Source organism: Clostridium sp. 1001271B_151109_B4 (genome assembly GCF_015670405.1).
Taxonomy (GTDB): Bacteria; Bacillota; Clostridia; order Clostridiales; family Clostridiaceae; genus Clostridium.
The window spans coordinates 1-23,472 of sequence record NZ_JADPBQ010000028.1 but is presented as its reverse complement, the minus strand read 5'-3'; the positions used below and the strand labels follow the sequence as shown (position 1 = coordinate 23,472).

The window sequence follows — 23,472 nt, the reverse complement described above, 5'->3', positions numbered from 1 at the left end:
AGCTGACTCCTGTAAAATACAGAAATCAGCTTTTAGTGGCTTAGCCCCTTTTTTTTAATGTCCTTGACATAGGGTCCACTTTAAATGAAAAGAATGGTAGCAAGTTGTTTATTATTTATATCTACATTATTAGTAGGCTCAGGAGCAGCATCAGTATTAACTATAGGTGTGGAAGAAATGCCAGATTCTATAAAAAAATTAAGATAGGTTTTGACAGAAGGAAATGCCCATATTCCATAAAAAGTTAAGGAAGGTTTTGACAGACGTGATTATCAATATAGCAGACTCAATTAGTAGTTTATTACAAAGTATAGCTTTAATTTATATTTCAAATTATTGCACTAAAAAAATATATCAAAAAAATTCAAAAGATTTAATAGCAATGGTAGTAATTTTATGGGCTATGATTGAAATTACAACTGGACTTGTAGGAAATTCAAGTTTAGGAACAATATTTATTCATTTTGTAATGTTAACTTCAATAATAATAATATTTAAAAATGACCCATTAGGATCAATGATAGGGTTTGGGATAGTATATATATCTATAGCTATAAATTTAATAATCTGTTCTAATATTTATTTAGGATATTTACAATATATATTTTTAGATAAGTATCTTGAATTAGGCATGATAATATTTATGTATTTACCACAGTACATAATGGCTATTTTAATATTATGTAATAAAAAGTTTATAAAGAAAATTTATAAGGTAATAAGAAGTAGGAACATATCAATAGTAGCAATAGTCATTGTAACTATAGTTATGGATTTTTTAGTATCATTTAATGCAATAGTACATGACAGAGACAATCCATTATTTAAAGAATTTATATTTATAAGTTTTTCTATTTTTATTGTTTTACTTACTTTATATTTCTTTAATATAGAAAAGAAATCAAAGGAAATATTGAATGTCAACCTTGCTTTAGAAGAAATGAATAACGAATTAAAAAAAGTTAAACATGATTATGGAGCACAGATATCATATTTATATGGATTATACTTAATGGGACAATATGAAAGGTTAGGGTCTGTTTTAAAAGGCATAATCAATAACAATAGTAATGTAGCATCAGAAATTGAAATAATAAATGGTTCTGATTCCGTTATGGAAGCTATTATTAATGGAATAGAACATAAGGGAATAAATATTATATTAGATGATCAAATTGATTTTGAAGATATTTGTATTTCAGAAGTAGAGTTTCAAAGAGTAATTTCTAACATATTAAGAAATGCTGTTAATGTAATGAATCAAAATGGAGTAATACAAATTAAGTCATATTATAGTATGAATGATGTTATTATAAAAATAAAAAATAATGGACCAAAGATTAGAGAAGATATAATAGATAAGATATTTGATGTTGGGTTCTCAACAAAAGAAAATAGTAAAAGAGAAAATGGATTTGGACTTTCAATTGTAAAAGAAATTATTGAGAGTGCTAATGGGACTGTAGGTGTATCAAGTGATGATGATTTTACTGAATTCACTATAAATATACCTAGACTTTAATAATGGATAGTTTATGTAATTATTAATTAAAGATTTAATATTAATTTTATTGAGTCAGTGGTATTGAAGGAAAAATGCTACAAGTAAAAATGTATCGCAAATATAGTTGTTAAATAACCTTGTAATCCGGAATTTTGGATTATAAGGTTATTTCTTATTTATGAGAAAACCATATTCTTATAAAGAAATAAAGAATGAAAGTTAGATAAAGCCTAGCTTTTACTACTTAAATATATTAAATTAAATAATTATAAATTAGAAAATTTAAACCATGAAAAATGGGTTACCAAATATATAAATAATTAATAAAGTATATCTCAATTAAGCAATATGATTCAAACAAAGGTGTTATCAAATATATAAATAATTAATAAAGTTAACATAAATTAAACATAATTTTACAATTACTTAAAAGAGATTTAACAGTAAGGAAATAATATTATAAGTGCACAATATTAGTCTCAGAGGTGTCCTAAATTTATTTACTATGATAAATAATAGTAATATATACCGCCTCTGAGGAAAAAATAGCTCTTTAGAATCAAGACTTATAAATATAATTTTTAAATAAGCAACCTAAAAATAGTATAGGCATGGAGTTATTAGAGCGAAAATCTGAGTTCAATGCTGATATTAATTACAGTAATATTAAGGCTCATCAATCTGTAAATGAAGCAAAAGAAATGTCTAAAAAAATGAATATAAGTGATAGTATCTTTTTTCACTATAAATGGGAATAGTTAGACCTTTTTGGTCTAACTATTTTCATTTATAAGCTAAAGTTTATTTTTGTGATTTATGGCAATAATCAAAATAAATGAATTTATAAAAAGGAGCTAAAACTATGAAAAGAGTGATTAAAATAGTAACCAAAATGGTTGTGATTAGTTTTTTATTAATAAATACATTTATATTGCCAGTACATAGTGAAAATATTGACTTTTTTAAGGAAAAGCTTGAAGAGGTAGGAATTCCAGAAGAGTATTCAAAAAATATTAGCGAGCACATAGAAAACTTAGATATTAGCACTGAAGAAATTCAAGCAATAGTGAATAATAGCAGTGAAGTGTTTTCAAGGATTAAAGAGGGGCAGAAAATAAGTGATTTTTCTTTATCAGAGCTTGTTGGAATATATAGTGAAGCATTAAGAGTTGCTAATGATTTAGATATCGAAGTTAGGATTGATTCAGATAATAAGGAATTAGAGATTAAGGATAAGGAAGATGATGATGTATTATTAAAATGTAATATTGAAGATGCAAAGAAATATTATGATAATTATAAAAAATCACCGTTTACAGATGAGGAGTATGATAATTTATTAAATTATTTAGATAATAGCATAACAAATAACAATGAAGATTTATCAGCTTCAGAAGAAAATGATACAAATAAAAACAGTATAAATAATGAAAATAATAAAGAGGATTCAAATATAGAGAAAGCCGAAGCAAGTGATACTAGTAATACTACAGAGAGTAATTCAGGAAGTGATATTTCATCTAATAAAGCCGATACGATTAGTAAAAAGAATAGGCATAGAGTATTAAGTATTATTTATTTGGTTTTATTGTTATGTGTGCTTTTATCGGTGGTAAGTAGTAAGTTATTTAAAGAGAAGCATGAAGGGGGGCGATAAATAAAGTATAGGCTTTTAGGTAAGTAATCAGCTTAGATATTATAAGAAACAAGTGTTAAAAACATAAACTTATAGGTTTTTAACACTTGTTATTCACATAAATATAAAACAAAAAAGAAAGTGTTAAATTAATACTTTCTTTTTTGTTTAGGTATAATTTTAAATTACTCTAAAGAATACAAGAATTTATGTATGTCATTAGTAGTTTCTTCAGTATCTATAGTTAAATGTAACATATCTGTATAAATAGTTTCAGATTTCCCATCAAGAGGGAATCTAGATTGTTCTATTTCAGGTATACCCATGCCTAATACTGTACTAGCAATAGAGATAATTTCACTATTAGTAAGATTAGTTGTTACTAAAGGTAAAATATCATCCATTATAGAAATTAATTCTGTAATTGATGAACCTTTAAATTTGTTAAATAAAGCATCAAGAACATCTCTTTGTCTTTCACTTCTCTTATAGTCACTACCTTCAGTATATCTTATTCTACAATATGCAGCCGCTTGAGTTCCATTTAAAGTATGAGTACCAGCTGATGTTAATCTTTCAGTGCTTGTACCATTTTCCTTATCAATATTAGAAATATATCCATTTATATAATTTAATTCATCATTAGTTATTGTAAGTTCAACTCCACCAAGCTTATCTATAATTTGAGGTAAAGTGTGTAAACTAACAGAAATAAACTTATCAACAGTTAAATTAAAGTTTGTATTTATAGTTTTTAATATAACCTCTGGTCCACCATATGCCATTGTGTAATTTAAGTTTTGTTTTCCACTTCCATCAGGTAAATCTAAATACATGTCTCTCATTAGTGAGAAAAGTTTAAGTCTATCATTCTTTTTATCTATTCCTAATATCATAGTACAGTCTGCAGCCCCATAATGATTACCATATAGTTCATTTTGGCTAAAATCTGTTCCTAATAAAGCAATCGTTATAAGATCTTGATCTTCTTTTGCTGGTTCTTTACCAGTTTCAGTTACGGTAGATCTATCGATTTTAACCCTTTCAACTTTAGATGCATAGTGATTAATTGCAAATACTGCACTTCCAACTATTAAAACTAATACTAAGCAAATACCTATTAGTACTTTTTTTGTTGTAGATAATTTCCCTTTCATAAGCTCACCCCTATAATCATAAAACTTGTAATTTTTAATAACGTAATAATTTTAACATGAATAAATGCAATTTGACAGAAAATATTAATATTTGCTCTTTTATGGGAAAATATTCAACTGATTAGATAAATGCTCAAGTTATATTGGGTAAATTACAGGGAAGATATTCGTATAAAATGTATAAATTTATTTAAGAAAAATATGGTATTATTATATAAGGAAAAGTAATTAGAAAACTTTATTAATTAATTTAAAAAAGTTATTTAATATTTGAAAAATATGTTATATAATAATAAGTGAGGAAATTAATAATTAGTTGGGAGGAAATTAATTATGGCAGTATTAGTATCAGGTGGAATGGGTTATATCGGAAGTCATACAACAGTAGAACTTTTAAATACAGGGTATGATGTTGTAATTGCCGACGATTTAAGTAACAGTAAGGAACTTGTTAAAGATAGAATTAGAGAAATAACAGGTAAGGACGTTAAATTTTATAACGTTAACTTAACAGATGTAAATGAAACAGAAAGAATATTTGAAGAAAATGATATAGATTCAGTAATTCATTTTGCAGCCTTTAAAGCAGTAGGTGAATCAGTTGAAAAACCATTAGAATATTACTACAATAACTTAACAAGTGCATTAGTAGTATTAAAAGCTATGAAGAAATATGGATGCAGAAACTTTGTATTTAGTTCATCTGCAACAGTTTATGGAGATGCAAAGGTAGTTCCTATAACAGAAGATTCTCCTTTATCAACTACTAATCCTTATGGAGCAACTAAGCTTATGATTGAAGATATGCTAAGAGATATTGCAAAGGTAGAGACAGAATTAAACATAGCAATACTAAGATACTTCAATCCAGTTGGAGCTCATAAGAGTGGAATAATAGGAGAAGATCCAAATGGAATTCCAAATAACTTAATGCCATATATCACAAAGGTAGCAATTGGTGAATTAAAACAATTAAGAGTATTTGGTAATGACTATCCAACTCATGATGGAACAGGTGTAAGAGATTATATCCATGTTGTAGATTTAGCTGTAGGACACGTTAAAGCTTTAGAAAAACTTGCAACTAATCCAGGGCTTGTAACTTATAATTTAGGAACTGGTATTGGATATTCAGTGCTAGATGTTGTTAAGGCATTTAGTGAAGCATCAGGAAGAGAAATTCCTTATGAAATAGTAGAAAGAAGAGCGGGAGATATAGCTACTTGTTATGCAGATCCTAAGAAGGCTAATGAAGAATTAGGATGGAAAGCTGAAAGAGGAATTAAGGAAATGTGCGAAGACTCTTGGAGATGGCAAAGCAATAATCCTAAGGGATATAACTAATAAGAGAAGTATAAATGTTAAATTTTAATAAAATAGATTATTAAAAATAGCTAAAGTATTTAAAGAAAAAAGATTATTTATAGATGAATTAGCTCCTGTCTATTGGGAGAGTAGATAGATTTATGTAAAAAATAAATCTATCTACTCTTTTTTTATGATTAGTTGGTATGTTTGGAATAATATACTATATAGATTTTAGGAGGATTTTCTATGGGAAGAAAAAATGATATCAATTTTGATTACAATTCAGAGATAAAAAAATAATCTCTCTTTATGCAAAAGGTATGACTACTAGCGATATTCAGGCTGAGATAGAAGATTTATATGGAATAACAATCTCACCATCAATGGTTTCTAAAATAACAGATAAAGTAATAGTTACTTCCAACTTAATAAGTGGAAAAAAATCATTTACTAATAAACAAAGAAAATTTATTTATGAAAATACTAGAATATGAATTTTCTATTGGATCTTATTATATATTTTCAAAATAATACCTATTAGTATAAGTTTTATATTATAAATATAAAATATGGAATTAATGTTTAAAAATAATACAATATATAATATATTATATATTGTATTATATAGAATTAATGGGAGTGGTTTTAATAAATGCTAGAAAGAGATACATTAATAAAGGATTATAATAGAGAGTATTTAGAAGAAATATTGGATAAATTACCTTATCATATATGGTTAAAAAATGAACAAATGAAATATATATATATAAATAGATATGGTGCTGAAAAATTAGGTTTAACTAAAGAAAAAATAATAGGAAAGTCTGATTATGAGTTGCGTGAATATGATATAGCTAAAAAATGTGAGAAAACAGATAAAGAACTTATTGATAATAATAGATATATATATAATGAAGAATATAGCAATGTAGATGGACAAAATATATGGCATAAAGTACATAAATTTATACTAAATACTGATGTAACTAAAGAAAAAGTTATAGGAGGAGTGGCAAAGGAAGTATCATTAGATAAGAATATACAATTAAGATTAGAAAGAAATTTGTTAAATTATTTAGACGGAAGTAAAGAAAAAAATGATAGAGCAATTATACAGTCTATATTAAAAGAATTAAAAAAAGTTATGAATTATGAGAATATAGATATACTTTTATATGATGAAGATAAAAAAATGTTTAATTTTTATATAAGTGAAAATGAAAAAGAAAGTAAATTTAAAATAAAAATATATATAGATGAAGAAATAGAAAATAAACTATGTGATAATGAAATTGATGAAAAAAAATATTCTGAACTATATGACAAAATAGAAAAATTACAAAAAAATAATATAAAAGAGAATCTGAAAATTAAACATATACAGTTAGCGAACAAATTATTTGCATTAGTGTTAATATCTTACAATGAAAATATAAATTATATTAATCAAGATGATTCATTTATAAATGAAATTTTAAAGAAAATAAGCATTATAATAAAGCAGATGGAAAATAAAAGTGAAGTAGAAGATAATATTAAATTAGAATCTATGAAAATAGAATTTTTATCAAATATATCTCACGAATTTAGAACACCAATTAATATAATACTTTCAACTGTACAATTATTAAACTTATATAATCAAGGTAATAATATTAGTTTTAGCAATGAAAAATATAAAGAATATTTAAATATATTAAAACAAAATTCATATAGGTTATTAAGGTTAGTAAATAATATTATGGATACTGCAAAAATAAATAGTAGTTTTTATGATTTGAAATTAGGAAATTATGATATTGTTAGTATTGTAGAAAATATAACTATGTCTACAGTACAATATGCAAATGAAAAACAAAGAAATATAATTTTTGATACAGATATTGAAGAAGTAATTTTAGCTTGTGATCAAGATAAGATTGAAAGAATTATGCTTAATTTAATATCTAATGCAATTAAATTTTCTGATTATAATACAGATATTGAGATAAAAATAAAGATGAACGTAGATTTAAATAAAGTATTTATATCTGTTAAAAATTATGGAGAAAAGATAGATTACAATAATAGAGAACGTATTTTTGGAAAGTTCTCTCAAGTAGATGATTCATTGACTAGAAGAAATGAAGGTAGTGGTATAGGGTTGTTTTTAGCTAGAAATTTTGTAGAAATGCATGGTGGAAAGATATATTTAGATAATATAGATAAAGGTACTCAATTTACATTTTATTTACCAATAAAGATTATTGAAGAAGAAATTATAAGCAAAACAATAACAAATGAAAATAGCCATATAGAAAGATGTAATATTGAGTTTTCAGATATATATGATTAATTTAACTATAATATTATTTAGGGAAGAGATATAAAGAAGAGAGAAAAGTTATTATAATAAAAAAGGAACTCAAGATATAAACTTGTACTCCTTGTCAAGGACAGTTTAAAAAAGAGTAGACTAATTTAGAAGATTATTTCTGTATTGAACAGGAGTCATCTTTTTTAAGTTTCATTGTCCTCTAAAATTATTATAATCTTTACTCTCTAAATCTCTAACTTCGTTAGACTCACGCTTTTTTATAGTAATAGATGAAAAGTACTTATAATAACCCGAGCGTGAAACACCGTAAATATTACACAGATAGCTAATCATATTTTTAAATTTATATTTAGCAATCAAGGATTTCATAATTTCGAACTTTTTATTTGCTGCTACTATTATTTCTTTTGATTCACTCCCCTTTCTAACATTTCTAGCTTTTTTAGAAGTTAATTCTCTGCTTGTAAAAGCTTTAACTTTGTTTGTAGTTTTTCATATTTTTCCCCTAAAAATAAGTCTTTTTCGGTTGGTCTTCCTGTATTAAATTTTCTAGTATCTTGTAATTGTTCTACACCATTTCTTCGAAATGTGGAGCGCCATCTGCTACCTGATGACTGTATTCTTTTTAAGCCAATTACATCAACATCAAAGCCACACTCTGTAAATATATCCCTTGGAAATTTACCCTTTTCATTCAATGAAGAATTAACAGATCTTCAGGAAATACACTTTATAGAATTACCTAAACTACCAAAGAATGAAGAAATGAAAGATGTATTTGATGCCTGGATGGAATTTATAGAAAATCCTATAAGTAATAAACTTGAAAAAGCAGAAATGACTATAAAAAAATAGAAAAACACATTATTAGCATTTCTAGATAATAAAAAAATATTACTGGAAATCAAAATTTCCAGTAATATTTGATTTATAAGAAACTATATTACACAAAATTATCTACAGTCCCTGTCTATTTGACAGGAGGTAATTTAAAATATGTAAATCATCTTTTTTCTTTAGCTTATTATTTATATTAGTAGTTTAATAAGTTACAGTAAATTCATCTGAAGAAGAGAATACTGTAGCAGATCCAGAGGCTAACTGAGATACTTTAATTATAGAATTATTAGCACAATCTGATTTGCTAATACTTAAAGTATTTTCATCTACAAAATTAGTAGTAACTTCTTTATTGTTAACAAAAACTCGGCTAAAAGTATTAAAGTTAGATCCTTTAATGTTTATATAGTCATCTATGACTTCTACATTATCAATAGAAACATCCTTAAATCCAATTTTATAACTTTCAGATGGAATTAATTCTGAAAATTCACCAGTATAGTTTCTTCCGTATATCATGTCATATTCTAACTGATTAAGATATTCTTTCTTTGTTTCAGAATCAAGATCACTATTATGAAGTGATGATAAAGCTGTACTTGGGAAAGAAATCTTATCCATAATTAATGATGTTAATTCATAAGATTTTACGTTTTTATTAGTTACTTCTAAGCCCATGTTATCCCATATTAAATAAGGTGTTTCCCTAAGATTAGCTTCAGCTATATCATCAGCTGAAAATCCTAAAGCTGGGAAATGGTCTCCGTAAAATAGTATTACTGAAGGCTCATCTAAGCTATTTACTGCTTCAATTAAATCTTTTACAAAAATATCCATTTCGTGTATTTGGTTAACATAATATTCTAAGCTATTTTTATTTTCTCTTTCAAAACCATCTATAATAGAAATTACTTTATCCTCTAAAGGATTATTAGGATAAGTTCCGTGTCCTTGAACAGATATCCCGAATACTAGATCAGGAGAATCTGTTGTAGTTAATATATCACAGATTTGATCAATTAATACATTGTCTTTTGCCCATCCAAATGGTGTTTTTTCTGGAACTGGCATTGATTCAATAGGTGTAAAAGCATCAAAACCTAAGTTTTCATAAGCTTTATTCCTAGAATAAAATTTCCCATCATGATTATGAAGTGAATTAGATGTATAACCTAATTCTCTTAAAGTATATGCTAATGAAGGTACTGGAGTTTTTGAACAAAGTGTATTATATGGGAATTCTCCAACACCAAAAAATTCAGTTGACATACCTGTAATAACTTCAAATTCTGTATTAGCAGTTCCCCCTCCCATTGCAGGTACAGTAACTAAACCAGAAGAAAAGTTTTCAGAGTAGTACTCAAAATTACTTACAGGGTTCTCATTAAAAGTTACATCAATTAACCAGTTTGGATTTATAAATGATTCAAGCTGAATCATTATAATATTTGGTTTAACAAGAGTATCACTAGCTTGTGAAGTAAGATCAACATCTAACAAATCAACATCTCTACTTATAGAGGTAGCTACTGTAGTTATAGAATCAGAATTTTCAGGATCTAAAGTAGCTAAAGTATCGGTTATATCAGAAATTGTACTTTTTGAATAACCACTAGGTTTAGATATTCCAGTATTTACAAAGCTATTGTAAAAGGAGTAAGAAAAACCATAAGCACCATACCCCCATGTTACATCCCAAAAGTTTGTTGTAATGATACCATTTTTTAAACCATAATCAATAGAGCTGGAAAACGTTAACAAAAATACTAATAAACATACAATGTTTCTTAGGTAATTAACTTTTGTTTTTTTACATTTAAAAAATAAAACTGTTAATATTAATATTGTGACGATAAATGAAATAATTATTAATATCAATGAGTTCTTAGATAAATACTGAGTAATCAACTCAAAAGCGCTGCTAACCATCCCTAAATCTGCATAAGTTAGAGGAGTTTCTCTAAATTTAATTACTAAATTATCTGCTATACCTAAGACTATCCAGATAATAGAGCCTGTACTAAAAGCGAAAAGTCTTCTTCTAAATAAGAAGCAAGGACTTAAGGTTAAAGCAACAATTAATACATTATAAGTAAATTTACTAAATTGATGACGGAAGAACTCATATGCGTCAGCAAAATTACCCCTAGATATCCATTCTATTAAAAATACTAAAAGTAAAGAATAAATTACAAATAATAATATATTTAATAAGCTTTTTTTATCAAATAATTTTTTTATCATCTTTCCTCCTTGTGAATGAAGTGTTTATCTAATAATTATATTATAAATGTTAAGAAAATATTAGACAATGTTAAATAATGCATAGAAAATGTTAAATTATTATGTATAAATTAAAAACATTCATACAAAATGTATGGTAAGTTAAAAAAAATATATGTTATAATCTAAAGTATTGTTATGAAAGGTGATAAATATTGTTAAATTTGTTAGTTAAGGAGTAAATATGAATAAGGTAGCTTGTATTATAGTTAGTTATAATCCTGATAAAGGAATAACAAAATGTTTTAATTCTTTAATAAATCAAGTTGATAAAATGTTCATTGTCGACAATGGTTCTAATAGAGATGGGATAAAGATTTTACAAGAATTAAAAAATTCAAATACTAATAAGGTAGACTTAATTTTAAATAATGATAATTTAGGAATAGCTACAGCATTAAATATTGGAATAAAAAAAGCATTAAATGAAGATTATAGCTGGGTTATTACTATGGACCAAGATAGTAAGGCAAATGATAACATGATTGAAAAAATGTTTGAAGTATATGAAGATATAAACTTAGAGGAAAGAAAGGACATATTAAGTATATTCCCTAATTTTGTTGATGAAAGAGTACAGTCTATAGAGGAAAATTCAGAAATAAAAGCTTATGAATATGTTGATGCAGAAATAACATCAGGTAATTTATTAAAAAGTGAAATTTTTGATAAAGTTGGATTCTTTGATGACAGTCTTTTTATAGACTTAGTTGATACTGATTTTTGTATGAGATTAAATGAAAAAAATATAAAAATGATAAAGGTTAGAGATGCGATACTTTATCATAATTTAGGTGAAAGCCAGGCTGTAAAAAGTGGATTCTTAAAATTTAACACATCTAATCATTCAGCTATTAGAAGATATTATATGACTAGAAATAGATTTTATACTTGGGAAAAGTACAAAGATTTAAATAGTTTTACATTAAATAGAGATAAAATGCTGTTTAAAAAGGAATTTGTGAAAATTGTACTTGGAGAAAAGGATAAAGTTAATAAAATAAAAATGATTTTTAGAGGATATAAAGATTATAAAAAAGGGATTAGAGGTAAGCTAAAATAGAATAATAAGCAAGGAGAAAAAAGATGGTTGGTATAGTAATTGCTAATTGGAATGGTGAAAAGTTAATTGATAAATGTCTTTCAAGTTTAGAAAATCAGTTATTTAAGGATTTTAAAGTATATATTATTGATAATGATTCTAAGGATAATTCCATTAATATAATTAACAGTTATAAAGAAAAATTAAATATAGATTTAGTAGAAATGGATCATAATAGCGGATTTGCTCCTGCTAATAATATAGGAATTAAAAAGGCAATAAATGAAGGATGCAATTATGTTTTAACATTAAATAATGATGTTGAAGTTCCTAGTGATTCTTTATCTAAAGCAATAAAGTTTATTGAAGATAATAAGGAATATGACGTGTTTCAATTATTTATGATTAATTACTTTGAAAGAAATAAGTGTGATGCAGCTGGATTAGTATTTAATGAAAAGTTAATTCCAAGTCAAGTTGGATACAGAGAAGAAGTAAACGAAGTACTAGGTAGAGACATAACTATTGAAGGAGCTTGTGCAGGGGCAGCAATATACTCAGCAAAAGCATTAGAAAAGGTTAAGCTTGATAATGGAGATTATTTTGATAGCAAATTCTTTGCATATTATGAAGACGTAGATTTATCATTAAGATTAAAAAGAGCTGGTTTTAAGACAACTGTACTTAAAGAAAGTATTGTTTATCATATGCATTCTGCAACAGGGAATAAGACAAGTGGATTTAAAGAGTATTATTTAGCAAGAAATCTATTTATGTATACAAAAAGAAATCAATCTTTAGAAAAATATAAAAAAGCAAAAAAAACATATTACATAATATTAATTATAAATCTTTTAAAGAATTTCAATATGGAAGTTTTAAAATCCGTTTTTAAGGGTATCAAGGATGGAAATAAAGAAGCTAAAAAGATAGAGTATAAAGAGTTTAATTAATTTGTTTTTATAGGAGTAGAGAAGATGAGTATAATAAAAAATTATTTATATAATACTGCTTATCAGATAATGAGCATGCTAATTCCACTTATAACAATGCCATATTTGACAAGAGTGTTTGATCCAGAACAATTAGGATTAAATTCTCTAAGTTTATCTATAGCAAATTACTTTATGTTATTTGGTGCATTGGGAATGCAGATGTACGGTAATAGGCAAATAGCATATGTAAGAGATGATAAAGAAAAATTAGCAAAAACTTTCTGGAGTTTATATAGTGTACAACTAGCAACAAGTACAGTTTCATTAATAGCTTATTATTTATTTATAGGTTGTTTTACGAATAGTAATACAACTATATATTTAATACAAGGATTAAATATAATTTCAGTTATGATAGATATATCATGGTTATTTATGGGGCTTGAAGATTTTAAAAAGGTAGTAATAAGAAATACTTTTGCTAGATTAGTTGGACTTGCATGTATATTTATTTTTATAAAGAGTCCAGATGACTTATTACTTTATGCATTATTAACAGTAGTAGTTAATATAGTAAGTATAGTATTAATGTGGTTTTACGTTCCTAGATATGTAGGAAAGATAGTTATAGATAAAAAAATAGTAAAAAGAACTATAAGACCATTATTAAGATTATTTTTACCTCAAATAGCAACACAAGTTTATACATTAGTAGCAAGAACTTTAGTAGGTTTTCTATCAACTAATGATCAGGTAATATTCTATGACTATTCTCAAAAAATAGTTAATATGGTTTTAGCAATGATAACATCAATAGGGGTAGTATTATTGCCAAGAGTATCTAATATCATAGGTAATGGAAAGCATGAAGAAGTTCCTAAAATTATAGAAAAAACATTTAAAGTTGTTTCATATATGGCAATACCAATGTCTATAGGACTTATGTGTATATCTAAGATTTTAGTTTCTTGGTTTTTAGCGCCTAAATACTTACCAGTAGGACAACTAACAGCTTGGACTTCGCTTATTATAATTGCTGTAAGTTGGGCTAACATTATAGGAGTGCAATATTTGATTGCAATTAAACAGGAAAATAAATATACTTTATCAATAATAATTGCTGCTATAATAAATTTAATTATGAATATAGTGCTTATTCCGAAGCATGGAGCAGCTGGGGCAATAATATCATTAATTGCAGCAGAATATATAGGAATAGTAATTCAATTAATATTAGTAAGAAAGCAATTACCTGTTGTGAGAATGCTACTAGGGATAGTTAAATATGTTGTTGTTTCTATAATAATGGGAATAGTAGTTACGTTTATTGGTAATAGCATAAGTAATGGAATGCTTGCTAATGTAGTTCAAGGTATATCAGGAGTTGTAATTTACATAGGCATAATGTTTATAATTAAAGATGATATTCAAAGAGAAATGATAAATAGAGTTATGACTATGATTAAGAAAAAGTAGAAAAATTATAATTATTAATTAGTTTTTAAATTTAAAAAAGTGGCATTAGCCACTTTTTAATTTTTAAAAAGAAAAAATTGATTTATTTTAATAAAATTAAGAGGATTAAAAGAAAATTCAAGGATATTTCAGAACGTGGTATACTAAATTGTATCTTTAACCAAATTAAAATTTGGAGTTTGAGTTAACTTAGATTAACTAAATCTAAGATTTAGAATTTTGTAAAGGAAACTCGACTCCTTTCAGTCGCTGAGTAAGTTCGATTAACTAAATCTAAGATTTAGAATCTCACTTAATTGTTAAGAATTACTTAAAAAGTTTATATATAGTTAATTATAAATTGATAAAGAACATGTTATAAGTGTATAATATTGAATAATGTATTAAATAATCTAATTAAGTAATAAAAGGAGTAAAAAATGAATTTTTTGGAAAGTGGAATAAATAAATTTATAAAATTTGGACTTGTAGGAGTTTTAAATACTTTAATTAATTGGATAATATTTGCGTTATTAAACTTTGTAGGAGTATATTATATTGTTGCAAATGTTATTGCTTATGTTATTGCAACTGCAAACAGTTATATTTGGAATTCCAAATGGGTATTTAAATATAATGGTGAAGATAAAAAGGAAACAACAGCTAAGTTTATAATTTTGAATTTAATAGGACTAGCATTAAACACGGCTATATTATATTTCTTAGTTGATATATTATCATTTAATAAATTAGTAGGACTAGTTATTACTACAGCTATTGTTATGGTTATTAATTACATAGTAAATAAAATATGGGTATTTAAGGAGAAATAATACCAAAAGAAAAAAATGAGGAGAATATTATTGATGAAAAAAGGAATAGTAATGGTGCTATTTGTTTTAGTTGTCATTGTTGGCTTTGGAAGTTATTTTCTTGTTAAATATGACTTTGAAAAGGTTAAAGAAGTGAAAAGTATAGAAAATAATTACGATGCAGATTTTGAATATGAAATTGAAGATGTTGCTTATTACGATAAGGATATCGTAATAACTGGATGGCTTGCAGAAACTAATAGTACAAATCAATATATAAATAGAAAGATTGTTTTAAAAGATGAAAGTGGAAATATTATTTCTATAAAAACTGAAATGCAAGAACGCGAAGATTTAGAGGGGAAAAATACAGTTGAAACTAATTATATTAAATGTGGGCTTATAGGTAGAGTTAATAATGATAAACTTATTGAAGGCGAAAAGTATCAAATTGGATTTATTATAGTTAATCAGGATGAACGAGAAAAGATGATTTTTACAGATAAATTTATTGAGATAAGTTAGGATGATGAATATGAAAAAAATATTTAATAAGATATTTAAAATAGAGAATATTCCATACTTCATATTAGCATTATTAATGTTATTAGTTTTTGCTAAAAGAACAGTAACTCCTGGAGATGATGAATGGTTTTCAGCAATTTTAAACGATGCTTTTAATGGAAATTTAATAGATTATTTACAGCATAGATATACAAGCTGGACCGGAAGAATAGTAATAGAATCTATTATGGTACCTATGTTTGGATGTAATCTTTGGTTATGGAGAGTTTTAAATACAATAATGACTGTTGTTTTAGCATTTGGAATATATAGATTAATTCCATACAAATATGTAGATGAAATGACAGAAGGTAAAAGGTTATTAATTAAAAGTATAATTTGCATTTCTATATTTACTATACATAAGGATGTATTTTTAACAGCAATTTCATGGATAACAGGTTCGTTTAATTATTTATGGCCGGTAGCATGTGCACTTATAGTTATGTTGCCATTTAAAAGTGCTTTATTTAACGAGAATTTTAATAAAAGGTGGTATATTGTATTAGCATTTGCAGCAATTTTAGGGGCTAATATGGAACAAGCATCTTTAGTAATACTTTGTTTTGCACTGATTACGAATATTTATTTAATTATTAGAGATAAAAGGGTAAGATTAGATTTAGTTGTTTTCAATATATTTATAGCAATTAATACTGCAATATTATTTTTAGCGCCAGGAAATTATGCAAGATCTGAAAATGAAACAATAACATGGTTTGGACAATGGGATATGATTTCATTACCAACTAAAATAATGATGGGAACTAATTTATTCTTAGAGCATATGTTTAGAAATGAAATTATATTAATTGCTGTATTAGTTAGTCTAATAAATATATTAATTTGGAAAAAATACAAAGATGTATTAATTAGACTATTAGCAGCAATACCTATGATAGTTGTTATTATAAAAATAGTAGAAAGAGTATTCGAAGTTCTTAATATTAGTACAAATTTATTTATATTTAAATTATTAAGTGTTCAAAATTTAAATATATTAAACTTTGATAATATTAAATTATTTTTACCAACATCTATTTTATTATGTACATTATTAATAATTCCAGTGATGTTTTTACTTATATTTGATAGAATTGAAATGCAGTACTTATCAGTAATATTATATTTAGCGGCAATTTGTTCGTCGCTATCAATTAGTATATCACCAACTATATATGCATCGGGAGCAAGAGTGTTTTTTGTTACAGATATATTAATAATTGTAATAAGTGCATTAATACTAAATGAGTTTCTGAGAAAATGGCGTGCTAATATTTATCTTATATTAGTATTTATAATTTTATGTGCAAATAGTTTTATGTTATATGTACGTAAGATTTTAGACTAAATTTAAAGGAGAATATAAAATTATGAAGGAATTAATATCCATAATAATCCCAATGTATAATGAAGAGGAATCTTTACCTTATTTGTATGAGAGATTAGTAAAGCTTTCAGAAAATATTCCTAATTATAATATGGAATTTTTATTTGTTAATGATGGAAGTAAAGATAGATCATTAGAAATAGTAAAACAATATAAGGAAAATGATTCTAGAGTATGTTATTTAAATTTATCAAGAAACTTTGGTAAAGAAATAGCAATGGCCGCAGCTCTTGATTATGTAAAAGGTGATGTAGTGGCAATAATAGATGCCGATTTACAAGATCCTCCTGAATTAATAATAGATATGATTAAGTATTATGAAGAAGGTTATGATGATGTATATGCAAAGCGTAGAAGCAGAAAAGGTGAAACAGCATTAAAGAAATTTACATCTCATTCATTTTATAGAGTGCTAAGAAGTGTATCATCAGTGCCAATTCAAGAAGACACAGGCGATTTTAGATTATTAAGTAGACGAGCTGTTGAAGCATTGAAATCATTCCCTGAGAAACAAAGATATACTAAAGGGATGTTTAGCTTAATAGGCTTTAAAAAGAAGGCAATAGAATTTGATAGAGATCCTAGAGTAGCAGGAACTACAAAGTGGAATTACTTTAAATTATTTGATTTAGCAATTGAGGGAATAACTTCATTTACTGTAGCTCCTTTAAGAATTGCAACTATAATAGGAATGGTAAGTGCAATAGGTGCTATTGGATATATGGTATTTACACTCTTTAAGACTATTATTAGAGGTGTAGATGTTCCTGGATATGCAAGCTTAGTATGTATAATACTATTATTAGGTGGAATTCAATTAGTTTGCTTAGGCATAATAGGTGAATACTTAGGAAGAATATTTATAGAAGTTAAAAATAGACCATTATATTTTATTGATGAATATAGTGGTAATGAAAATTATGATAAATAGTTAATAAGATTAAATAATGCTATTTAGTTAGAGGAAGAGAGAAGTTTATATATGAATAAATTAGTTTCAGTAGCAATAGTTAATTGGAATGGTGAAAAGTACTTATATAAATGTATAAAATCATTACTAGAGCAAAAATATAAAAATATAGAGATTATTATCATAGATAATGGCTCAACTGATAATTCAGTGAAAATTATTGAAGATAACTTTAAAGAAGAAGTTATATTATTTAAAAATAAAAACACTGGTTATGCAGGAGGGGCTAATAAAGGAATAGAGCTAGCAAAAGGTGATTATGTAATAATAGCAAATCCAGATATCGTGTTTGGAGAAAATTATATTGAAAAGTGTATTAATAAGTTTTCAGAAGATGAAACAATAGGAGCAGTAACAGGAAAGCTCCTAAAGTATGATTTTGATACAGATAAGAAATTAAATGTTATAGATTCGGTTGGTATAGCCTTTAATCACTATAGAAAGGGAATAGATATAGGGCAAAATGAGCCAGATGAAGGTAAATATGAAGAAGATAAAAGAGTATTTGGAGTTTGTGGGGCGGCTGCAGTTTTTAAGAAAGATGCTTTAGAAAAGATTAAAGTAAATGGAGAATACTTTGATAATGACTTCTTTGCTTATAAAGAGGATATAGATATTTGTTGGAGATTAAACCTTTATGGATTTAAATGTTATTACGTTCATGATGCAATTTCTTATCATGGAAGAGGGATGAATAGTAGTAAGGGTATAATAAACACTATAAAAAATAGAAGAAGCCAATCAGAGTTTTTAAAGGGAATATCATTTAGAAATCATTATTTAATGATTATAAAAAATGAAACAAATTATGCCTTTGAAAAAGATAAGAGTAAAATATATATTGGAGTAATGAAATATCTTGTATTCTTTGTGTTATTTGATAGAAAATGCTTAAAGTATGTTAAAGAAGTAAAAAGTAAAAGGCCTTTAATGGAAGCAAAGAGAAATCAAATATTAAAAAATATAAAGATATCTGATGAGGAAATATATAAATTATTTGATTTGTAATCATGGAGGGATAATATTGAACAGTGTTGCAGCAATTATTATTACATATAATGTAGAAAATGATTTTAGATTGCGTATTAATAAGCTTAAAGGAAAAGTTGATGAAATAATAGTAGTAGATAATGGATCTAATAATGAAACAATTAATATGTTAAAAGCTTTAGAAAATGAAATAACAGTTATATATTTAAATGAGAATAAGGGGATTGCATCAGCTTTAAATAAAGGAATAGAGTATTCTATTAAAAAGGAATACGAATGGATATTAACTTTAGACCATGATAGTATAGTAACTGAAGATATGATTAGTAATATGTTAAATTGTTATGAGGGGCTTAATGGCAATTTAAAAGAAGAAGTGGCAATGCTTGTGCCAATACATGTTGAAGAAAAAGAGTATAATAATAGTAGTAATATTAATGAAGAGATAAATTTAAAATCATACAATGAGGTATTAACAGAAATTACTTCAGGTGCATTAACTAAAGCAAAAGTATATAAAGATGTTGCCATGTATGATGAAAAATTATTTATTGATTTAGTAGACCATGATTTTTGTTTAAGTTTAAATAAAAAAGGATATAAAATACTACAAGTTAATTCTGCTGTTTTAGTGCATAATTTAGGAGAGAGTGAAAAGAAAAAAGTATTAGGGGTCACTATGATACCAACTAACCATAGTGCATTAAGAAGATATTATATGAGTAGAAACAGACATTATATCTGGGATAAATATAAAGAAGATTTTCCTAAGTGGGTACTAACTGACAAAAGAAGATTTATTACAGAAAATTTAAAAATAATTTTATTTGAAGATAATAAAATAGAAAAGTTTAAATATATTAGAAAAGGAATAAAAGATTATAAAAATAATATATTTGGCAAGTTTGAAAGTAATAAATAATATAAAAAATAAAAGCATAGAGTGGAGAAAAGATGATGAAGGGAAAAAATGATACTATAAGAACTATTTTTAATATAGTTACAGTTTTAATTTTTGTTGAGTTTGTTCTTGGAGGACTGGGACATTTATTTGGACTTCCTATAAGAAAGGGATTATTTGTAGTTGGAACACTATTCTCAGTATATATGATTTTTAGAGAAAAAATAAAAGTTGAAAAAAGGTTTTTAGTTCCAATTGTTGTTGTATGTATATATTTAGCTTACGGTAGTATTATTGGTTTAATTAATGGAAATAGCTTAGGTGATATATTTTCAGATGTTAATTCATTTTTAGGGATAATATATATATTACTTTTAATAGCCTATGTAAAAGGTAGAAGTGAAAATATTGATAAAATAATAAATGTGTTTGTAAATTGTGCAGTTATAGTTGCTATCATGACTATTACATTATTCTTTGTAAGTAGAATTTACTTACCTAACAATTTAGAAATAATAGTTACTTATAATAATTTAAATAGTAAATTACAGTATGGATTTATTAGTGGATTAGTAATGTCTAATAATTATGCTAGAGTGTATTTATATAATGGTATTTTTATGCAACTTGCAGCAGCGGTTATGTTTATTAAATTATTTAATAAAGATAAGAACGTTTTTGGGATTGTTAAGTTAGCAATACTTTTAGTTGGAATATATGTATCAAATACAAGAGGATTTTGGCTTGGAACAATAGGAGTAGTTATTATAGCATTTGCATATTATTTATGGAGATTTAGAAAATATAAATTAACTTTAAAAAATATATTAATTTCAGTAATACCATTAATATTAGTTGCAGTAATACTTCCAAAAACTATAGTTGCTGTATCACCAGAACAAAATTTACCTAATTCATCTGGGACTATTAAAGACAGAATCGAGTCTATTGGAGATTTTGAAAATGATGAATCTAACAAGGTTAGAGCAATTCAACTTAGATTTTTAGTAGATAGAATTAAGGCAAAACCAGTTTTAGGATGGGGATTTGGAGCCCATATCGATGAGTATCCTCAATATATGGAAGATAATAATTTACAACCAGTTAGTAGTAGTAGTTTTGAATTATATTATGTAGAGTTATTATTTAAAACAGGTATAGTAGGTATAGTGATCTTCTTTGGATACTTAATATTTAACTTTATTAAATTATTAAATTTATTATTTAAAAGAACTTTAGAAAAGAAAGATGAACAAGTTTTAGTAGGATGGACTATAGGAACAATGTCTATATTAGCATCATCTATTACAAATCCATATATAGCAGGATTATCAGTATTCTTTGTTTTAGTTATGGAAGTTTATTTAATACAATTATATGACTTAAAATATTAAGATTTACTTAAGGTGCACTTACAATGCACCTTTTATATTGACATTAATATCATTAAATAGTAACATTTACTTTATGTATTACTATGATTAGAAATAAATCTAAATTTAAGGTATAATGTTAATAAGATTAAGAGAAAAATGTAGAAAAAGTTAAGTTAATGCAAAGAATATATGAATTTTTATCTATTATTAAAAAATTATACTATAATATAAGTTGGATTATTTTTTATGAATAAAACTATAGTAATTAGAAAGAAATTTGATAATAATACTTATAAGGGAATATTAATAGGAGATTCATATGGAGTGTGATAATATGACTGATTTTAGAGCTAATGATATAGGAGAGGGAAAAAGAGGATCGCAATGGTATCTGTTTTTTAAAAGGACTGTAGATATTTTAGGATCATTAATAGGATTAATATTATTAAGTCCAATTTTTCTTATTGTTGCTATTGCTATAAAGTTAGACTCAAAAGGACCGATAATATTTGGTCATACTAGAAAAGGACTGCATGGAAAAGATATAAAAGTATATAAATTTAGAACTATGTATCAAAATTCCGAGGAAATATTTAATAATTTTACAAAGGAACAAAAAGAAGAGTTTTATAAAAACTTTAAGTTAGAAAATGATCCAAGAATAACAAGAATTGGTGATTTTTTAAGAAGAAGTAGTATTGATGAGCTTCCACAGTTAATTAATATCTTAAATGGAACAATGAGCATTGTTGGGCCAAGACCAATAGTTGAAAAAGAAGTAGCTTTATATGGGGAATATGCTGATAAGTTATTTTCAGTTGTACCAGGGCTTACTGGATATTGGCAGGCTAATGGAAGAAGCGATACTACATATGAAGAAAGAATTAAAATGGATATGTATTATATAGATAATAGAAGTTTATGGTTAGACTTTAAGATAATTCTTAAAACCTTTGGATCTGTTGTAAGAGGAGAAGGCGCTGTATAAAGAAGTTTAAAAACGGAGGAAAAGTACATGAAAATATCCATAATATGTCCTCTTTATAATGCAGAAGCTTATATAGAAGATTTATACCTTAATATAAAAAAACAAAGGGATATTTGTATAGAGGAAATAAAGTTTATTTTAACAGAATCAAAAGATAACACTGAGGAAAAGTTAAAAAAATTAAAATGTGAATACGAAAAAATTTCTAGAGAGAACTTTTCGCATAGTTTAGTTAGAGAAAAGGCAGCATTTGCTGCAAAAGGAGATATAGTTGTATTTATAACTCAAGATATAAAAATTGAGGATGAGTATTGGTTATATCATCTAACTAAAGATATTGCTAATAATAAATGTGAAGCAGCGTTTAGTAGGCAAATCGGATATGACAATCATAAAGTTGAAAGATATACAAGAGAAATAAACTATCCAGATAAAACAAGAATAGTTAGCAAAGAGGATGTTGAAAGGTTAGGACTTATGACATTTTTCTTTTCTGATGCATCAAGTGCTGTTTTAAAAGACGTCTTTGTTAAGTTAAATGGATATGATAGTAAGGATTTACCTACTAACGAAGATATGTATTTTGCATATAAGCTTATCATGAATGGTTATAGAATTGAATATGCATCAGATTCTAAAATAATTCATTCGCATGATTTATCTTTTAATGAAACTGTAAAAAGATATAGTGATATAGGAAAGTTCTTTGACCAAAATCCATATTTTAAAGAATACAGTGCTGGAGAACGTGGATTTACGGTTCTTAATTATATATTTAAAAGAAGTATACAAGATAAAAAACCATTAATTATTATAGATGCAATAATTAATTTTGGAGCAAGATTTATAGGGATGAAATTTGTGAAAAATAGAAAGTGAGGTATTTAATATGAAAGGTATTATTTTAGCTGGTGGATCAGGAACTCGTCTTTACCCAGTAACAAAGGCTATGTCAAAACAAATGGTGCCAATATATGATAAACCAATGATTTATTATCCAATGT

General features: G+C 25.7%; 21 protein-coding genes and 2 pseudogenes. 20 read left to right on the top strand and 3 right to left on the bottom strand.

Annotated features, from left to right (window positions below; translation table 11 throughout):
• The first annotated feature begins 84 nt into the window (after positions 1–84).
• The 3 genes from I4V63_RS15825 (at position 85) to I4V63_RS14285 (ending at position 3,161) form a co-directional block, all read left to right on the top strand.
• Positions 85–207, top strand: a complete 123-nt coding sequence (locus I4V63_RS15825; protein ID WP_279325757.1) for a hypothetical protein — start codon at positions 85–87, stop codon at positions 205–207.
• Between the two features lie 58 nt (positions 208–265).
• Complete coding sequence (locus tag I4V63_RS15950) at positions 266–1,522, top strand: ATP-binding protein (RefSeq protein ID WP_347707739.1); 1,257 nt, start codon at positions 266–268, stop codon at positions 1,520–1,522.
• Between the two features lie 844 nt (positions 1,523–2,366).
• Positions 2,367–3,161, top strand: a complete 795-nt coding sequence (locus I4V63_RS14285) for a hypothetical protein (RefSeq protein ID WP_196001903.1) — start codon at positions 2,367–2,369, stop codon at positions 3,159–3,161.
• A gap of 164 nt (positions 3,162–3,325) precedes the next feature.
• On the opposite strand, the gene I4V63_RS14280 is transcribed toward I4V63_RS14285, so the two are convergent.
• Positions 3,326–4,297 carry an LCP family protein gene (locus I4V63_RS14280; RefSeq protein WP_196001902.1) on the bottom strand — a complete coding sequence of 324 codons (972 nt, stop codon included), beginning with the start codon at positions 4,295–4,297 and terminating at the stop codon, positions 3,326–3,328.
• A gap of 333 nt (positions 4,298–4,630) precedes the next feature.
• Here I4V63_RS14280 and galE point away from each other — a divergent pair, with 333 nt between their 5' ends.
• The 3 genes and pseudogenes from galE (at position 4,631) to I4V63_RS14265 (ending at position 7,940) form a co-directional block, all read left to right on the top strand.
• Positions 4,631–5,641, top strand: coding sequence for a UDP-glucose 4-epimerase GalE (galE, locus tag I4V63_RS14275; protein WP_196001901.1), 1,011 nt, complete (start codon positions 4,631–4,633; stop codon positions 5,639–5,641).
• Between the two features lie 251 nt (positions 5,642–5,892).
• Positions 5,893–6,015, top strand: a pseudogene (locus tag I4V63_RS14270) (transposase); the annotation flags it as partial.
• Between the two features lie 242 nt (positions 6,016–6,257).
• Entirely contained in the window at positions 6,258–7,940 is a 1,683-nt protein-coding gene (locus tag I4V63_RS14265; protein WP_196001900.1) for a HAMP domain-containing sensor histidine kinase, read from the top strand.
• 195 nt (positions 7,941–8,135) lie between these two features.
• Here the strand turns inward: I4V63_RS14265 and I4V63_RS14260 are convergent.
• A pseudogene (locus tag I4V63_RS14260) lies at positions 8,136–8,617 on the bottom strand (IS3 family transposase); the annotation flags it as partial.
• On the opposite strand from I4V63_RS14260, the gene I4V63_RS14255 reads away from it, so the two are divergent.
• On the top strand, positions 8,511–8,777 hold the full coding sequence (locus tag I4V63_RS14255) for a PD-(D/E)XK nuclease family transposase (protein WP_196001899.1): 267 nt from the start codon (positions 8,511–8,513) through the stop codon (positions 8,775–8,777). The pseudogene I4V63_RS14260 and the gene I4V63_RS14255 overlap by 107 nt on opposite strands.
• Positions 8,778–8,963: 186 nt before the next feature.
• On the opposite strand, the gene I4V63_RS14250 is transcribed toward I4V63_RS14255, so the two are convergent.
• Complete coding sequence (locus I4V63_RS14250; RefSeq protein WP_196001898.1) at positions 8,964–11,006, bottom strand: LTA synthase family protein; 2,043 nt, start codon at positions 11,004–11,006, stop codon at positions 8,964–8,966.
• A 223-nt stretch (positions 11,007–11,229) separates the two neighbouring features.
• Between I4V63_RS14250 and I4V63_RS14245 the strand changes: the two genes are divergently transcribed.
• The 13 genes from I4V63_RS14245 to I4V63_RS14185 form a co-directional block, all read left to right on the top strand.
• On the top strand, positions 11,230–12,108 hold the full coding sequence (locus tag I4V63_RS14245; protein ID WP_196001897.1) for a glycosyltransferase family 2 protein: 879 nt from the start codon (positions 11,230–11,232) through the stop codon (positions 12,106–12,108).
• 23 nt (positions 12,109–12,131) lie between these two features.
• Positions 12,132–13,040, top strand: coding sequence for a glycosyltransferase family 2 protein (locus I4V63_RS14240; RefSeq protein WP_196001896.1), 909 nt, complete (start codon positions 12,132–12,134; stop codon positions 13,038–13,040).
• Between the two features lie 24 nt (positions 13,041–13,064).
• On the top strand, positions 13,065–14,498 hold the full coding sequence (locus I4V63_RS14235) for a flippase (RefSeq protein ID WP_196001895.1): 1,434 nt from the start codon (positions 13,065–13,067) through the stop codon (positions 14,496–14,498).
• 419 nt (positions 14,499–14,917) lie between these two features.
• A complete protein-coding gene (locus tag I4V63_RS14230; protein ID WP_207746572.1) occupies positions 14,918–15,310 on the top strand; it encodes a GtrA family protein in 393 nt (130 codons plus the stop codon).
• 33 nt (positions 15,311–15,343) lie between these two features.
• Entirely contained in the window at positions 15,344–15,814 is a 471-nt protein-coding gene (locus I4V63_RS14225; RefSeq protein ID WP_196001894.1) for a hypothetical protein, read from the top strand.
• A gap of 10 nt (positions 15,815–15,824) precedes the next feature.
• Complete coding sequence (locus I4V63_RS14220; RefSeq protein ID WP_196001893.1) at positions 15,825–17,204, top strand: DUF6056 family protein; 1,380 nt, start codon at positions 15,825–15,827, stop codon at positions 17,202–17,204.
• Between the two features lie 22 nt (positions 17,205–17,226).
• The gene (locus I4V63_RS14215; protein WP_196001892.1) at positions 17,227–18,174 is read left to right on the top strand and encodes a glycosyltransferase family 2 protein; all 948 of its coding nucleotides are present in this window, start codon (positions 17,227–17,229) and stop codon (positions 18,172–18,174) included.
• Between the two features lie 51 nt (positions 18,175–18,225).
• Positions 18,226–19,221 carry a glycosyltransferase family 2 protein gene (locus I4V63_RS14210; RefSeq protein ID WP_196001891.1) on the top strand — a complete coding sequence of 332 codons (996 nt, stop codon included), beginning with the start codon at positions 18,226–18,228 and terminating at the stop codon, positions 19,219–19,221.
• Positions 19,222–19,237: 16 nt separating this feature from the next.
• Positions 19,238–20,125 (top strand): glycosyltransferase family 2 protein, encoded by an 888-nt coding sequence (locus tag I4V63_RS14205; protein ID WP_196001890.1) that lies wholly within the window; start codon positions 19,238–19,240, stop codon positions 20,123–20,125.
• Positions 20,126–20,157: 32 nt separating this feature from the next.
• Positions 20,158–21,498: an O-antigen ligase family protein gene (locus I4V63_RS14200; RefSeq protein ID WP_196001889.1), complete on the top strand. Its 1,341-nt coding sequence runs from the start codon at positions 20,158–20,160 to the stop codon at positions 21,496–21,498.
• Positions 21,499–21,799: 301 nt separating this feature from the next.
• Positions 21,800–22,468 carry a sugar transferase gene (locus I4V63_RS14195; RefSeq protein ID WP_243280518.1) on the top strand — a complete coding sequence of 223 codons (669 nt, stop codon included), beginning with the start codon at positions 21,800–21,802 and terminating at the stop codon, positions 22,466–22,468.
• Positions 22,469–22,495: 27 nt separating this feature from the next.
• Positions 22,496–23,347 (top strand): glycosyltransferase family 2 protein, encoded by an 852-nt coding sequence (locus tag I4V63_RS14190; protein ID WP_196001888.1) that lies wholly within the window; start codon positions 22,496–22,498, stop codon positions 23,345–23,347.
• 10 nt (positions 23,348–23,357) lie between these two features.
• On the top strand, positions 23,358–23,472 hold a 115-nt coding region (locus tag I4V63_RS14185; RefSeq protein ID WP_243280519.1), incomplete at its 3' end, for a sugar phosphate nucleotidyltransferase.

Bases quoted from the DNA above. Each gene is read 5' to 3' on its own strand.
- I4V63_RS14215 (WP_196001892.1), top strand. From the start codon at position 17,227: ATGAAGGAATTAATATCCATAATAATCCCAATGTATAATGAAGAGGAA.
- I4V63_RS14220 (WP_196001893.1), top strand. From the start codon at position 15,825: ATGAAAAAAATATTTAATAAGATATTTAAAATAGAGAATATTCCATAC.
- I4V63_RS14245 (WP_196001897.1), top strand. From the start codon at position 11,230: ATGAATAAGGTAGCTTGTATTATAGTTAGTTATAATCCTGATAAAGGA.
- I4V63_RS14250 (WP_196001898.1), bottom strand. From the start codon at position 11,006: ATGATAAAAAAATTATTTGATAAAAAAAGCTTATTAAATATATTATTA.
- galE (WP_196001901.1), top strand. From the start codon at position 4,631: ATGGCAGTATTAGTATCAGGTGGAATGGGTTATATCGGAAGTCATACA.
- I4V63_RS14230 (WP_207746572.1), top strand. From the start codon at position 14,918: ATGAATTTTTTGGAAAGTGGAATAAATAAATTTATAAAATTTGGACTT.
- I4V63_RS14210 (WP_196001891.1), top strand. From the start codon at position 18,226: ATGAATAAATTAGTTTCAGTAGCAATAGTTAATTGGAATGGTGAAAAG.
- I4V63_RS14240 (WP_196001896.1), top strand. From the start codon at position 12,132: ATGGTTGGTATAGTAATTGCTAATTGGAATGGTGAAAAGTTAATTGAT.
- I4V63_RS14235 (WP_196001895.1), top strand. From the start codon at position 13,065: ATGAGTATAATAAAAAATTATTTATATAATACTGCTTATCAGATAATG.
- I4V63_RS14285 (WP_196001903.1), top strand. From the start codon at position 2,367: ATGAAAAGAGTGATTAAAATAGTAACCAAAATGGTTGTGATTAGTTTT.
- I4V63_RS15825 (WP_279325757.1), top strand. From the start codon at position 85: ATGAAAAGAATGGTAGCAAGTTGTTTATTATTTATATCTACATTATTA.
- I4V63_RS14225 (WP_196001894.1), top strand. From the start codon at position 15,344: ATGAAAAAAGGAATAGTAATGGTGCTATTTGTTTTAGTTGTCATTGTT.
- I4V63_RS14280 (WP_196001902.1), bottom strand. From the start codon at position 4,297: ATGAAAGGGAAATTATCTACAACAAAAAAAGTACTAATAGGTATTTGC.
- I4V63_RS14200 (WP_196001889.1), top strand. From the start codon at position 20,158: ATGATGAAGGGAAAAAATGATACTATAAGAACTATTTTTAATATAGTT.
- I4V63_RS14265 (WP_196001900.1), top strand. From the start codon at position 6,258: ATGCTAGAAAGAGATACATTAATAAAGGATTATAATAGAGAGTATTTA.
- I4V63_RS14190 (WP_196001888.1), top strand. From the start codon at position 22,496: ATGAAAATATCCATAATATGTCCTCTTTATAATGCAGAAGCTTATATA.
- I4V63_RS14195 (WP_243280518.1), top strand. From the start codon at position 21,800: ATGGAGTGTGATAATATGACTGATTTTAGAGCTAATGATATAGGAGAG.